Source organism: Pseudomonas asturiensis, assembly GCF_900143095.1.
Taxonomy (GTDB): Bacteria; Pseudomonadota; Gammaproteobacteria; order Pseudomonadales; family Pseudomonadaceae; genus Aquipseudomonas; species Aquipseudomonas asturiensis.
In genome coordinates this window covers 429,641-443,282 of the sequence record NZ_FRDA01000003.1, presented here as the reverse complement: position 1 = coordinate 443,282, position 13,642 = coordinate 429,641, and the positions used below count along the sequence as shown (strand labels likewise).

Here is a 13,642-nt window from a genome sequence, read left to right as displayed (position 1 = left end):
GAAACCGGGACGGTCAAGACGCGGCATTAAGAAGATACGACTGACGCACATCTTAAAACACGCCGAAAAGCCCGAAAACGCGACAGCGCAAGGCTAAAGGCGAGTGGCAACTGGCTGCCACTCGCCTGAATGATTATTTGGATTCAAGCATCGAACGCAGCATCCATGCGGTTTTTTCATGAACCTGCATGCGTTGAGTCAGAAGATCAGCAGTAGGCTCATCACTCACTTTATCCAACAAAGGAAAGATACTACGCGCTGTGCGGACAACAGCCTCTTGACCCTGCACCAGACTTTTGATCATATCTTCAGCGCTCGGCACGCCCTCTTCTTCCTTGATGGTAGACAGACGGGCGTACGTTGAATAAGTACCCGGTGCAGGAAAACCCAGCGCACGAATACGTTCAGCAATAGAGTCCACCGCCAGGGCCAGTTCGTTATATTGCTCTTCAAACATCAAGTGCAACGTACGGAACATGGGACCGCTGACGTTCCAGTGAAAGTTATGAGTCTTGAGGTAAAGCACATAAGTATCCGACAGCAGATGCGAAAGACCGTCCACGATCGATTTACGATCTTCTTCACTGATACCGATATCGATTGCCATGTTTCATGCCCTTTCATTGAGGAGTGGAAAGCAGTAACACCCCCTACTCTATCAAGAGATCCCGGCGCGGCGCAGCTTTCTATCGAGGTCTGGCAGAAGAGACAGGAAAATGAACAGGAGGCGACGCACGACCGTCCGGCATTCTCGCCCCGTAACGACGAGCGCGCCGCCTGCGATCAGCCTCGAAAACGCCTCGTTCAGCAGGCAGGGCTCTGTTCCGGGGGTTACAAGGATTTCGAGCGTGCGCCTCACCCCCACTTCACTTAAACAGATTTATTTGCACAGGCCGCTGATTTGAGTAGCACCGGGCTTTGCTGTTAAATACACCGCGTGCCGCTATTGAGTTGTCATCTGTCTTGGCGCATAGGCTGGACCATCGTTCGTGCATCACGCCTCCTCTTGTTTAGAAGCGTACCGAACGGTACCCGCTATTTCTGGTAATCCTTCTCGACTTGTGAGCTTTTTAAAATGTTAAAAATTGTCCATCTGGTAACGGGAGCCGCAGCACTGCTGCTCTCTTTTATCCCCAGCCTGCGTAGCGAGGCCATGTCTCCCTACCTGCAACAGCCCGATGCGGTTTATCTGGCGTTCTTCGGGCTGCTCAACCTGGTACTTGCCCCAGTGATCCCTTACTGGAATCGAGGTACACGTCATACCCTGCAAAACCTGGTCAGCGCACTGCTCGTCGCAGCCGTCGTGCTGCAAACCCTGACCTTGCTGGTTCCGTTACAAATCATCGCAGGCCAACCGGCCATCATCATCAGCCTGGCCATTGCCATTGTGGCGGTCGCCTTGCACCTTGGCGTGAGCTTCTATCGGTCGTCGCCCTCGCCAGCACCTCAAAGCCATGACATGGGCAACCGTGATACCGGCACTGTGAAATGGTTTAACACCTCAAAGGGTTTCGGCTTCATTTCACGGGACTCCGGTGACGATATTTTCGTGCATTTCCGCGCCATTCGCGGCGAAGGGCATCGCGTATTGGTCGAAGGCCAGCGCGTGGAGTTCTCCGTCATGAACCGCGACAAAGGCCTGCAGGCCGAAGATGTGATCGCAGCCCTGCCACGTCGCTGATCCATACGACATAACGTCATGGCATAAAAAAACCGCGCCCTCCCTGTGGAGGCCGCGGTTTTTTTACGTCTGTCAGTAGTGAGGCGGGGGAGCATCCTCTTCAAAGGTTTCGAACTGATTGCCAAGCTCTTCCTGCCGTTTGAGCATCGCCGACATCTGCTGCTGCAGACGATCAAGCTCTCGCCTCTGCGCCACCAGCACGTCATTCAATGCCTGAATCGTATCGTCCTGAAAAGCCAGACGACTCTCCAGCTCCATGACTCGCTCATCAAGGTTCATGCTGGATCCCCCTCAAATCGAAAATCATTGATGAGTACGGCCCGGAGCTGCTCACGAATCGCAGCGAACTGCTCCTCTGTATAAGGCACGGCAGGGTGCTTGCCCCACACAGGTGCAGGCCAGGCAATATCGTTTCGCTTGCGCACAATGACATGCATATGAAGCTGGCTGACGACGTTGCCGAGCGCCGCAACGTTTAGCTTATCAGCGCTGAACAACGCCTTAAGCGTCCTGGAAAGAAAGGAGGTCTCCTGCCAGAACTGCAATTGGTCCTCAGCAGTCAGATCGAAGACCTCACTGATATCCGGGCGTCGCGGTACCAGAATGAACCAGGGGTAATTCGAATCGTTGGAGAGCAATAGCCGGCAAAGCGGGAAATCGCCCAGAGCCAGGGTGTCTTGGTGCAAACGTGAATCCAGAACGAACACGATAAAGGCTCCTGATTGTCACTTGAATGTCTGGCTGACCCGCTCGGCAGCAAGGCGCCAGGTAACACACCACAGGATACGCGTGATGCGGTAACGCTTCACCCCCACATCAGGCCGACATCACGCATGCCTGCGACAACGCATGAGAAGAGGCTCCTTCGAAAAGACCTGCACCAATATGCAGCCCTCCTCGCGCCGACGCACCTCTTTGGCTCGCACTCCGAGCACCCAGAACTAAGAGCGCAGCTGCAAGCACCGCGCGATTCAGATCAAATTCGACGGGTGCCCGACATAGGTTCATGAAAATGAAACACCTGAACGCCCACCATAACGCCCTGTCAGTGACCCGCCCCAGCTTCATGCAACGCTGCTGGCGAGTGCACCAAAAACACACACTGCTGTTGCCATCGCAACACCACGGGGGCGGGATTTACCCAAAAACAGCTCAGCCCGGTAACAATTTCGCGGTTACACGCTACCCTGAGAGGGAGCACAGGCTAGGAGAGAGAATTTCCGATAAAAAAAATAGCTATCAAAAACAATGAATTACAGCTTGAATGCAACGCAGATTCTGATTTTTCACGTTTTTTTCTTATTTTCAGGAACTTTGTGCACGCTTGTTGCTATATCACCCATATGATCACGGTGTCCCTGGCGGAAAACAGAGGCGCCCTGACCAAGGGAAAAGATTGCGATCGGCGGAACAGCTTTTTGCTGGCCCTGAAGCACAGGGCCAGGCTCGATGCCAACGCAACAGCGATCACTGAAGTGCGCACCGGGGATGATAAACCCCGTTGCGACATGGACGACGTAGCGAGCGACACCGGCGTAAAGATTCTGAAAGGATAGGGTTGTAACTATCGTAAGCACCGTCAGCGTGATGTAGATTTTCCGCCGACAAAAATAGAAAGAGCCGCCCAGATAAAAAAACAGGTGGGACGGCATAGAACTCTTCTAAAAACCAAAGGAGCAATCACGATGAGAGTGATGAAGTGGAGCGCAATCGCACTGGCCGTTACTGCAGCCAGCACCCAACTGGCAACGGCTGCACCGTTCGTCAGTGATCAGGCCGAGGCCAAAGGCTTTGTTGAGGGGAGCACTCTTGACCTGAAATTGCGCAATTACTATTACAACCGTGACAAGAAGGCTGGCGCTCAGGACGATCGTGACTGGACCCAAGGCATCTGGGCAAACTTCAGCTCCGGTTACACCCAAGGCACCATCGGTGTCGGTGTAGAAGCCTTCGCTTACGCCGGTGTGAAACTCTGGGGCCCAGACAAGTACTCAGGTTCGGGCAACCTGGTCACCGACTCTGCCGGTAACAACGAAAACACGCAGAGCAAAGCTGGCGGCGCCGTCAAGTTCCGCGTTTCGAAAACCGAGCTGAAAGTCGGCGACATGCAGCCAACCAGCCCAGTATTCGCCGTCGGCGGTTCCCGCCTGCTGCCACAGACTGCCAGCGGTATCAGCTTGCAGAGCAGCGAGATCAAAGGCCTGGACGTTGAAGCAGGTCACTTCTACTCCGGCACCAGCCAGGACGACACAAGCCACAGCGGCAGCATCTTCGCCAACTACGCTGGCGTTCGTGCAAACAGCGCTGACTTCGCTGGCGGCAAATATGCCATCACCGACAGCCTGGGCGTCGGCTTCTACGCCGCCAAGCTGGAAGACGTGTGGGATCAGTACTACGGTAACGTGAACTACGCACTGCCTCTGGGCGGCGACCAATCCCTGGCGTTCGACGCGAACATCTATCGCACTGTTGATGAAGGCAGCGCCAAAGCTGGCTCGATCAGCAACACCGCGTTCTCCGGTTCCGCAGCCTACTCGTTCCTGGCCGCACACACCGTGACCCTGGCGTTCCAGAAGATCAAAGGCGACACGCCGTTCGACTACATCGGTATTGGTGACAACAACCGTGGTGGCGACTCGATCTTCCTGAATAACTCGATCCAGTACTCCGACTTCAACGGTCCGGGCGAAAAATCCTGGCAGGCTCGCTACGACCTGAACATGGCTCCGTACGGCGTTCCAGGCCTCAGCTTCATGACCCGTTACATCAAGGGTACTGATATCGACGGCACCAAAACTCCGACCGGCAGCGCATATGCTGGCCTGTACGGCGCAGATGGCGAGCACCACGAGACCAACCTCGAAGCCAAATACGTCCTGCAAACCGGCCCGGCCAAAGACCTGTCCTTCCGCATTCGTCAAGCATGGCACCGCGCCAATGCTGACCAGGGCGAAGGCGACGTCAATGAGTTCCGCCTGATCGTCGACTACCCAATCTCGGTTCTGTAATCGCGATTCGGTTCTCGGCAACAGAAGAAGCCCGGCTCATGCCGGGCTTTTTCATGCAGCCTGAAAAGTGCCGCCTGACCGCTCGACTGCCTTGCACGGCCTGTACGTCAACGGCACATCACCGTACAATCAGGGGTCATTTAAAGTCTCAGCAACCGACAACGGCCTACCATGCGCACCAGTCAATTTTTGCTCGCCACACAGAAAGAAACCCCTTCCGACGCGGTCGTGGTCAGCCATCAGCTGATGCTGCGTGCCGGCATGATCCGCAAGCTGGCATCCGGCCTTTATACCTGGCTGCCCATGGGCCTGCGTGTACTGCGCAAGGTAGAAGCCATTGTCCGCGAAGAAATGGACGCTGCCGGCGCACTCGAAATCCTGATGCCAGGCATTCAGCCAGCAGAGCTATGGCAGGAGTCCGGCCGCTGGGTACAGTACGGCCCGGAACTCATGCGTCTGGTGGACCGACACAACCGTGACTTCTGCCTGGGCCCGACCCATGAAGAAGTCATCACCGACCTGGCACGCAATGAGCTGAACAGCTACAAGCAGCTGCCAATCAACATGTACCAGATCCAGACCAAATTCCGTGACGAGATCCGCCCACGCTTCGGCCTGATGCGCGGCCGCGAGTTCGTCATGAAGGACGCCTATTCGTTCCACGCCGATCATGCCTCGTTGCAGGAAACCTACGATCGCATGCACCAGGCGTACAGCAACGTCTTCACACGCCTGGGCCTGAAATTCCGCCCGGTCGAAGCTGACAATGGCTCGATCGGCGGCGCAGGCTCCCATGAATTCCACGTGCTCGCCGAGTCAGGCGAAGACGATATCGTCTTCAGCGATGGCTCCGATTACGCCGCCAACATCGAAAAAGCCGAAGCGGTGCCCCGCGAGACGTCCCGCCCTGCGCCGACCGAAGAGCTTCGCCTGGTCGATACGCCGAACGCCAAGACCATTGCGCAACTGGTCGAAGGCTTCAACCTGCCGATCGAGAAGACCGTCAAGACGCTTGTGGTCCATGCCGCCGAAGAAGGCAAGCTGATCGCCCTGATCATTCGTGGCGACCACGAACTGAACGAAATCAAGGCCGGCAAGCTGGAACAGGTCGCAAGTCCTCTGGTCATGGCCTCTGAAGCCGAATTGCGTGACGCCATCGGCGCAGGCGCAGGCTCGCTGGGCCCTCTGAACCTGCCATTGCCTTGCGTCATCGATCGTTCGGTCGAGATGATGAGTGACTTCAGCGTCGGCGCCAATATCGATGACAAGCACTACTTTGGCGTCAACTGGGAGCGCGATCTGCCGGTTCCGACCGTTGCCGACCTGCGTAACGTGGTTGCAGGCGATCCAAGCCCGGATGGCAAGGGCACACTGGAGATCAAACGCGGCATCGAAGTCGGACACATCTTCCAGCTGGGCACCAAGTACAGCGAAGCGATGAAGTGTCAGGTGCTCGGCGAAAACGGCAAGCCTGTCAACCTGTCCATGGGTTGCTACGGCATTGGCGTATCCCGTGTGGTGGCCGCCGCCATCGAGCAGAACAGTGACGAAAACGGCATCATCTGGAACGACACCCTGGCGCCGTTCCAGATCGCCCTGGTGCCACTGCGCTATGAAACAGACGCTGTGCGCGAAGCCACCGACAAGCTGTATGCCGATCTGAAGGCAGCCGGCTTTGAAGTCTTGCTCGACGACCGCGACAAGAAAACCAGCCCCGGCATCAAGTTCGCTGACATGGAACTGATCGGCATCCCGCACCGCATCGTGGTCAGCGATCGCGGTCTGGCCGAAGGGAATCTGGAATACAAGAGCCGTACCGAGTCGCAACCGCAAGCCATTGCAGTCGCTGACGTGCTGTCGTTCATCCAGGGCCGCGTGAAACGCTGAGTCGAAAAGCGCACCGACATCTGTCGGTGCGCCACTCACCCGCCCATCCGCATCAAGAGATCCCATGCTCAAACGAAGCACCCTTAGCCTCGGCAGCGCCGTTCTCTGCGGCACTTTCCTCGTCGGCGGCTGTGCCAATCAGTTGTCACAACGCAGTGAGCACGAAGAGCGCGTCGAGCGCAAACTGCTCGAACATACCTTGCAGGTCGACATCGGCGAACCCAAGACGCTCGAATTGCCGCAACGTCGCGTGCGAATTCACGAACATAAATCCTTCGAGGTCACCGATTTCGAAGTGACCCGCCACTATGATCGCTACACCCCTTACCAGCCCTGGCGGGAAGTCTATGAAATCCCCTTGGGCGCAGTCGCAGTCGTGGCCGGTGTGGGCGCTAATATAGTCAACGTGTTCGCACTGGGCAGCCTGCCCGACAGCGTGACCAAGGACTGGATCAGTTATGGCGTGGCCGGACTGAATCCTTTCATGAACGCCCCTTCTCACGGTCGCGCCCAGCAAAACCTGGCGGGTATCGATGAGGTTCAGAAGGACAAACGGATCGAGAACTCCACCCTGCCCTGGAACGAGCGCTCGGTGATGGTCAAGGCCGGCAATGAAACCCACGAAATGTCGACAGACCGTAATGGCGTGCTGCGACTCAACCTGCTGGACAGTCCATTTGCAGAACAGGACCTGAGCCGCGTCACCCGCCTCTATATAAATGTGGAAGATGAACAGGACAACGCACACGCCAACGCGAGCCTGCCCATCAGCCATTCACTGCGCGGCAAACTGCTGGAAGCCCATGCGCTGATCTACGATGACCTTGAAGACGACGAAGTCAGCCAATGGGTTCATCGGGTCAAGCGACTGTCAGACCTGGGCCTGGAAGAGGAAGCCAGCGAGCTGGAACAAAGCCTGATCGAACTCACACGCAACGACCCACAGTTGCAGAATGAGTTTCTGAAGTCGCTTGCCAGGGACGCCGGTCGCCTGGTCGCGGTGCCTGCCGAAGCGCCTTGATCATGCCGGCAGGTTTCGTGACGGTCTCGAAACCTGCTACTGACGCGCGAACAGCTCAAGCTGTTCATGCGCGGCGCGCAGGTCATGCAAGCGCACCCCCACTCCCAGCAAACGAACCGGCTTGCTTCCTCGCGCAAAGGCCTGAGCCAGCAACTGCTCATAGCTGGCCAGATCCCGGCCAGCGCCGGTTTGCTCCAGGGTAGTCTGCGTGAAGTCATGAAACTTCACTTTCACGAACGGTTTTCCGGGACGGTACTGCCCCTCCATTCGCTCCATCCGACCCGCCAGCGTTTCCAGCAGTGCAGGCAGCTTTTCAAGACAGCTGGCCAGATCGGGCAAATCCGTATCGTAGGTGTTTTCGACACTCACTGACTGACGCCTGCTGTCGTTTTGTACGGGACGGTCGTCAATACCGTGCGCCAGACTCCAGAGCCGCTCGCCAAAACTGCCAAACTCGCGAACCAGTGCAAGCTTGCTGCGGCTACGCAGGTCTGCGCAGTCGACGATCCCCAGGCGACCCAACTTATCAGCGGTCACCTTGCCGACACCATGCAGCTTGCTGACCGGCAGCGAGGCAACGAACGCCTCGACCTGATCCGGCGTGATAACAAACAGACCGTTCGGTTTTTTCCAGTCACTGGCAATCTTGGCCAGAAACTTGTTGGGCGCGACCCCTGCCGACACCGTGATGTGCAATTGATTGGACACCCGACGTCGAATGTCCTGAGCGATACGAGTCGCACTGCCAGAGAAATGGCTTGCTTCCGAGACATCCAGAAAGGCTTCGTCCAGGGACAAAGGCTCGATCAGGTCGGTGTAATCGCGAAAGATCGTCTGAATTTCCCGAGACGCTTCCTTATAGGCATCCATACGTGGCTTTACGATGGTCAGGTCCGGGCACAGCTTGAGAGCATGACGAGAGGACATTGCCGAGCGCACACCGTAAGCCCTTGCCTCGTAATTGCAGGTCGCGATCACCCCGCGCCGCTCTGCGGAGCCGCCAACCGCCAGCGGCTTGGCCGCAAGGCCGGGGTCGTCACGCATTTCGATGGCCGCGTAGAAGCAGTCACAGTCGATGTGGATGATTTTGCGTTGCGTCATGACCTGCTGAGATGTTGAATCCATGGCCGTGCAGTATCTCACTGCTATCAGCCGCTGACACGCACGCCCTCACGCCGGGCGATGAAATGGCCCTGCACACTCGTTTTTGGCGGGCAAATGCTGCGCAAAGCCCCGCAGACAGGGCGTCAAAGGCAATCAGCCCCGCCTTGTCGCTTCGCTAAGCATTTGAAGGAAAAGCACTTTTCCAAAACTAACCGTTGACACACCGCCAAGTCTCTGTAGAATGCCGGCACACAGACGCGGGATGGAGCAGTCTGGTAGCTCGTCGGGCTCATAACCCGAAGGTCGTCGGTTCAAATCCGGCTCCCGCAACCAAACATCAAAAAAGGCTACTCGAAAGAGTGGCCTTTTTTGTGCGTGTCCGATAAGGCGCTTATTCGAGCGATCAACGTCCGGCACCCAGGGTTAATTTCCAGCGCATCAACATTAAAGGTTGACACCCCGGCGTTCAGCTGTAGAATGCCGCCACACAGACGCGGGATGGAGCAGTCTGGTAGCTCGTCGGGCTCATAACCCGAAGGTCGTCGGTTCAAATCCGGCTCCCGCAACCAAACATCAAAAAAGGCTGCTCGAAAGAGTGGCCTTTTTTGTGCGCCATCAAAAAGTTTCATGCGGCATCTGTAACTGTCTGACAGAAAAGGCTATTTGATCAGCCCTCCGAAGCCCTATCATCCGGAATGTCACGCAATGTTTCCATTTGCGACAGTTTTTTCACATGCTGCCGATAGGCTTATGACTAAGCTGAATCAGACCTGAATCACACCTGAATCAGCACTGAACAGCAACACCCCGCTCCATTCGCTATTCGCTCGTTAGGCGTTGACGCGCTAACATCCTGAAATATTTTTTGCGTAGGGATTGGTAACTTGGCTGTATACCTCCATCCTGTCGCGCACGATCCAAGGAGTGATTGATGCGCGACAACACGTCAGATTCCAATGAAACAGTGAATGCCGATCAACCTGGCAAGCGCGCGCGCCTGAACTGGCGTGAGCTGCTGAGCAAGTATCGCCAGCCAATCGGGCTGGCCGTGATGCTGTTGCTGTTTGGCCTGGCGTTGATCGCCTGCCGACACATGCTTATAGAGATGGACTGGTATGCGCTGCAGGACTCCCTGCTGGCCGTGCCTCTGCCATCGCTGGGCGGCGCGCTGCTGGCAGCGATCATCGGCTACGTCATTCTGATGGGCTATGAGTTGTCCGCCAGCCGCTACGCCAATGTCGACCTGCCGACCAAGACGCTGATTCTGGGCGGCTTCACCTCGTTTGCGATTGGCAATGCGGTGGGCCTGTCGATGCTCTCCGGTGGCTCGGTTCGTTACCGGCTGTATTCAAGGCACGGCATTGGCGCGATTGAAATTGCCCGCATGACCGTGTTCGCCAGCCTTTCGCTGGGCTGCGCGTTGCCGCCGCTGGCTGCGTTGGCGACCCTGAGCAACCTGTCCGGCGCGTCGCTGGCGTTGAAACTGCCGGTCGAAGTGCTGGCGGTGGTAGCGACAGCAGTACTGTTGGGCAGCGTGCTGCTGGCCATCGCGATTTATCGCCGTCGCCTGCCGGAGCAGGACATCCCGCACAACATTCTGGTACGGCTGGGCCGCCGCACGCTGCGCCTTCCCGACCTGCGCCTTACGCTCATCCAGTTGGTCATCACGGCCCTGGACGTTGCCGCTGCAGCGCTCGTGCTTTATCTACTGCTGCCCCATGCGCCACCGCTGGGTGCTTTCCTGCTTATCTACCTGCTGGCACTCGCTGCGGGTGTACTTAGCCATGTACCTGGCGGCGTCGGGGTGTTCGAAGCCATTCTGCTGGCGGCGTTCGCCAACGAGCTGGGGGCAGCCCCGCTGGCGGCGGCGCTGCTGCTGTATCGCCTGATCTATGTCGTGCTGCCGTTGTTGCTGGCGTGCCTGACCCTGCTGTTTACCGAGGCGCAGCGATTGCTGCCCACCCGGCAGGCCATGCGTGTAGCGTCAGGTCTGGCAGCGCCGATTCTGGCACTCCTGGTTTTCTTGTCGGGGGTGGTGCTGCTCTTCTCTGGTGCCACCCCTGAAATTGACACCCGACTGGAAAATGTCGGCTTCATGATTCCCCATCGGCTGATTGATGCTTCGCACTTTGGTGCAAGCCTGGTGGGCGTGTTGTGCCTGCTGCTGGCCCAAGGGCTGCGTCGTCGACTGTCCGCAGCCTGGATTCTCACTGTCATCCTGTTGCTGGTAGGTGCTGTACTGTCGATGTTGAAAGGCTTCGACTGGGAAGAGGCCAGCCTGCTGTTGCTGACTGCCTGCTTGTTGATGACCTTCCGCCGCTCGTTCTATCGCCCCAGTCGCCTGCTGGAGGTGCCGTTTTCTCCGCTGTACCTGATCGCCAGTGTGTGTGTCGTAGGCGCATCGATCTGGCTGCTGTTGTTCGCCTATCAGGACGTGCCCTACAGCCATCAACTCTGGTGGCAGTTCACGCTGGACGCCGACGCCCCGAGGGGCCTGCGTTCGGCGCTGGGCAGCGCAGTGCTGCTGGTGGTGGTGTCGTTGACCTGGTTGCTGCGTACCGCACGACCGGTCATCAAGCTGCCTGACGCGGCCGATCTGGATAAAGCTGCAGAAATCCTCAAGGCCTCCAACCAGCCTGACGGTGGTCTGGTGCTGACGGGTGACAAGGCGATCCTGTTTCATCCGGCCGGCAATGCCTTCCTGATGTACTCGCACCGTGGCCGCAGTCTGGTCGCGCTTTACGATCCGATCGGTCCTACACAACAGCGCGCCGAGCTGATCTGGCAGTTCCGCGACCTGTGTGACGTGCACCACGCCCGTCCCGTGTTCTATCAGGTTCGCGCCGAAAACCTGCCGTTCTACATGGATATCGGGCTGACAGCCATCAAGCTTGGCGAAGAGGCACGGGTCGACCTGCGGCGCTTCGACATTGAAGCCAAAGGCAAGGAGATGAAAGACCTGCGCTACACCTGGAACCGCGGTGGCCGGGACGGTCTGTCGCTGGAAATCTACGAGCCAGGCGCTGCACCTATCGAAGAGCTGAAAGTCATCTCTGACGCCTGGCTGACCGGCAAGAACGTGCGCGAGAAAGGGTTTTCTCTGGGCCGCTTCAACCCCGAGTACCTGAAGTACTTCCGTATTGCGATCGTTCACTTCGAGGGCAAGCCGGTCGCTTTCTCCAACCTGCTGGAAACCACCACGCCGGAACTGGCCAGCCTTGACCTGATGCGCTCGCACCCTGATGCGCCCAAGCTGACCATGGAGTTCATGATGGTCGGCCTGATTCTGCATTACAAAGCTCAGGGTTACGCACGCTTCAGCCTGGGCATGGTGCCGCTTTCGGGCCTGCAGCCACGTCGCGGAGCACCGCTGACCCAGCGTCTGGGATCGATGATCTTCCGCCGTGGCGAGCAGCTCTATAACTTCCAGGGCCTGCGCCGCTTCAAAGACAAGTTCCAGCCCGATTGGGAACCTCGCTATATGGCCGTGCCTGCCGGACTCGATCCGCTTGTGGCGCTGGCTGACACCGCCGCCCTGATTGCGGGCGGCCTGACTGGATTGGTGAAACGCTGATGATTCGACGCTCCTGGCGCTTTTTGCTCGCAGCTCTGGTAATTGTTCTTGTAGCCGCATTGGGGGCGTGGATCTGGACCCGCCCCGCTCCACCCGCCACCCTTGAACACCTGACTCTGGATGACGGGGCCGCGCTGACCAGCGTGACCCCCGCAACACGCATCAAGACCCGCATCGCCCTGGCCGTCACCGCCGAAGAAATGCTCACCGACAAGCAATTGCTGGCGGCGAGCAAGGATGCGTCGGCGCGTATCGTCCAGGTCGTCCTGCCCAAGGACGACTGCGTGATGCAGCAGAAAACATTCCAGAGCGCGCTTGAAAAACTCGACGGCCCCGCAATGGTCGTGGGCGGCATAGGCCCGGGCGCGACGCTGGCATGGCGCTGGCTGGCCGGGCAGACCGATGACAAGGCGCAAGCCATCTCCGTCGGCTTTGCGCTGGAGCACGTCTCCAATCCGCCTCCTGTGGTGGAAGAAGGCGACACCCCGCCACGCATCTGCGATGTGCCACTGCCTCAGAAAGCACCCCACGGTCATTGGCTGGCCGCCTGGAATGACGCGCCGGACGATCCGAGCGCTGCATTCGTGCGTGATCAGACCAATGCCGACACCAGCATCAGCGATTACGACATTCCGCTGCCGCAGGTCCTGAACACCGAACTGCGTCACCTGCTGCTGGGCGAAAACGATGCGGGCGGTCTGGGCATTCCGGTCGTTGAAGTGCCGGCCAGCCAACCGTCCGACACCGTGACCCTGTTCATGTCCGGCGACGGCGGCTGGCGCGACCTGGACAAGGTCGTGGCAGGCGATATGGCGAAGATGGGTTATCCGGTAGTGGGCATCGATGTGCTGCGCTATTACTGGGAACACAAGACGCCAGAGCAGACCGCAGTCGACCTGACCGATCTGATGAACCACTACCGTCAGAAATGGGGCACCAAACGCTTCATTCTTGCCGGTTACTCGTTCGGTGCCGACGTCATGCCGGCGATCTACAACCGCCTGGCGACTGACGACCAGAACCGTATCGACGCAATCATCCTGCTGGCGTTCGCCCGTACAGGCAGCTTCGAGATCCATGTGGATGGCTGGCTGGGCAACGCAGGCAAGGAAGCGACCACCGGCCAGGAGATGGCGAAACTGCCGGCTGCCAAGGTGTTCTGCGTGTATGGCGTCGAAGAGAAGAAAGACAGCGGTTGCACCGACACCACAGCAGTGGGTGAAGCGGTGCAGTTGCCCGGTGGTCATCACTTCGATGAAGACTACCCTGCCCTGGCCAAACGCCTGATCGACGCGATCAACAAGCGTCAGGGCAAGACAGGCGCAACGGCCGGCGCTCAATAACCGGTCCGTAATCCGAGCCAAAAA

General features: G+C 58.0%; 11 protein-coding genes and 2 tRNA genes. 8 read left to right on the top strand and 5 right to left on the bottom strand.

Features of this window, described 5'->3' with window-relative positions; all coding sequences use genetic code 11:
- Positions 1–133: 133 nt before the first annotated feature.
- Positions 134–607 (bottom strand): Dps family protein, encoded by a 474-nt coding sequence (locus tag BUB69_RS07760; RefSeq protein ID WP_004879132.1) that lies wholly within the window; start codon positions 605–607, stop codon positions 134–136.
- A 468-nt stretch (positions 608–1,075) separates the two neighbouring features.
- On the opposite strand from BUB69_RS07760, the gene BUB69_RS29305 reads away from it, so the two are divergent.
- Complete coding sequence (locus BUB69_RS29305; RefSeq protein ID WP_024686228.1) at positions 1,076–1,681, top strand: cold-shock protein; 606 nt, start codon at positions 1,076–1,078, stop codon at positions 1,679–1,681.
- A gap of 72 nt (positions 1,682–1,753) precedes the next feature.
- Here the strand turns inward: BUB69_RS29305 and BUB69_RS07745 are convergent, their stop codons facing one another.
- From BUB69_RS07745 to BUB69_RS28455, 3 genes are all read right to left on the bottom strand, one after another.
- On the bottom strand, positions 1,754–1,960 hold the full coding sequence (locus tag BUB69_RS07745) for a SlyX family protein (protein WP_073164148.1): 207 nt from the start codon (positions 1,958–1,960) through the stop codon (positions 1,754–1,756).
- Positions 1,957–2,388 (bottom strand): HIT domain-containing protein, encoded by a 432-nt coding sequence (locus BUB69_RS07740; protein ID WP_073164145.1) that lies wholly within the window; start codon positions 2,386–2,388, stop codon positions 1,957–1,959. The genes BUB69_RS07745 and BUB69_RS07740 overlap by 4 nt, the downstream gene beginning before the upstream one ends.
- A gap of 579 nt (positions 2,389–2,967) precedes the next feature.
- A complete protein-coding gene (locus BUB69_RS28455; RefSeq protein ID WP_141121829.1) occupies positions 2,968–3,333 on the bottom strand; it encodes a hypothetical protein in 366 nt (121 codons plus the stop codon).
- 33 nt (positions 3,334–3,366) lie between these two features.
- Here BUB69_RS28455 and BUB69_RS07730 point away from each other — a divergent pair, with 33 nt between their 5' ends.
- From BUB69_RS07730 to BUB69_RS07720, 3 genes are all read left to right on the top strand, one after another.
- Complete coding sequence (locus BUB69_RS07730; protein WP_073164137.1) at positions 3,367–4,689, top strand: OprD family porin; 1,323 nt, start codon at positions 3,367–3,369, stop codon at positions 4,687–4,689.
- Positions 4,690–4,860: 171 nt separating this feature from the next.
- Entirely contained in the window at positions 4,861–6,576 is a 1,716-nt protein-coding gene (locus tag BUB69_RS07725; protein WP_024695037.1) for a proline--tRNA ligase, read from the top strand.
- A gap of 64 nt (positions 6,577–6,640) precedes the next feature.
- Entirely contained in the window at positions 6,641–7,597 is a 957-nt protein-coding gene (locus BUB69_RS07720; protein WP_073164133.1) for a hypothetical protein, read from the top strand.
- A 36-nt stretch (positions 7,598–7,633) separates the two neighbouring features.
- On the opposite strand, the gene dinB is transcribed toward BUB69_RS07720, so the two are convergent.
- On the bottom strand, positions 7,634–8,698 hold the full coding sequence (dinB, locus tag BUB69_RS07715) for a DNA polymerase IV (RefSeq protein ID WP_073164130.1): 1,065 nt from the start codon (positions 8,696–8,698) through the stop codon (positions 7,634–7,636).
- A 259-nt stretch (positions 8,699–8,957) separates the two neighbouring features.
- Here dinB and BUB69_RS07710 point away from each other — a divergent pair.
- The 4 genes from BUB69_RS07710 (at position 8,958) to BUB69_RS07695 (ending at position 13,618) form a co-directional block, all read left to right on the top strand.
- A tRNA-Met gene (locus tag BUB69_RS07710) sits at positions 8,958–9,034 on the top strand.
- Positions 9,035–9,193: 159 nt separating this feature from the next.
- Positions 9,194–9,270 (top strand) — tRNA-Met (locus tag BUB69_RS07705).
- Between the two features lie 362 nt (positions 9,271–9,632).
- On the top strand, positions 9,633–12,275 hold the full coding sequence (gene mprF, locus BUB69_RS07700) for a bifunctional lysylphosphatidylglycerol flippase/synthetase MprF (RefSeq protein ID WP_073164127.1): 2,643 nt from the start codon (positions 9,633–9,635) through the stop codon (positions 12,273–12,275).
- Entirely contained in the window at positions 12,275–13,618 is a 1,344-nt protein-coding gene (locus BUB69_RS07695) for a virulence factor family protein (RefSeq protein ID WP_073164124.1), read from the top strand. Before mprF ends, BUB69_RS07695 begins: the two co-directional genes overlap by 1 nt.
- Positions 13,619–13,642 lie beyond the last annotated feature (24 nt).

What these genes read in the sequence shown, in the direction of transcription:
- BUB69_RS28455 (WP_141121829.1), bottom strand. Translation starts at nt 3,333, where the DNA reads ATGCCGTCCCACCTGTTTTTTTATCTGGGCGGCTCTTTCTATTTTTGT.
- BUB69_RS07720 (WP_073164133.1), top strand. Translation starts at nt 6,641, where the DNA reads ATGCTCAAACGAAGCACCCTTAGCCTCGGCAGCGCCGTTCTCTGCGGC.
- mprF (WP_073164127.1), top strand. Translation starts at nt 9,633, where the DNA reads ATGCGCGACAACACGTCAGATTCCAATGAAACAGTGAATGCCGATCAA.
- BUB69_RS07730 (WP_073164137.1), top strand. Translation starts at nt 3,367, where the DNA reads ATGAGAGTGATGAAGTGGAGCGCAATCGCACTGGCCGTTACTGCAGCC.
- BUB69_RS07745 (WP_073164148.1), bottom strand. Translation starts at nt 1,960, where the DNA reads ATGAACCTTGATGAGCGAGTCATGGAGCTGGAGAGTCGTCTGGCTTTT.
- BUB69_RS07695 (WP_073164124.1), top strand. Translation starts at nt 12,275, where the DNA reads ATGATTCGACGCTCCTGGCGCTTTTTGCTCGCAGCTCTGGTAATTGTT.
- BUB69_RS29305 (WP_024686228.1), top strand. Translation starts at nt 1,076, where the DNA reads ATGTTAAAAATTGTCCATCTGGTAACGGGAGCCGCAGCACTGCTGCTC.
- dinB (WP_073164130.1), bottom strand. Translation starts at nt 8,698, where the DNA reads ATGACGCAACGCAAAATCATCCACATCGACTGTGACTGCTTCTACGCG.
- BUB69_RS07760 (WP_004879132.1), bottom strand. Translation starts at nt 607, where the DNA reads ATGGCAATCGATATCGGTATCAGTGAAGAAGATCGTAAATCGATCGTG.
- BUB69_RS07725 (WP_024695037.1), top strand. Translation starts at nt 4,861, where the DNA reads ATGCGCACCAGTCAATTTTTGCTCGCCACACAGAAAGAAACCCCTTCC.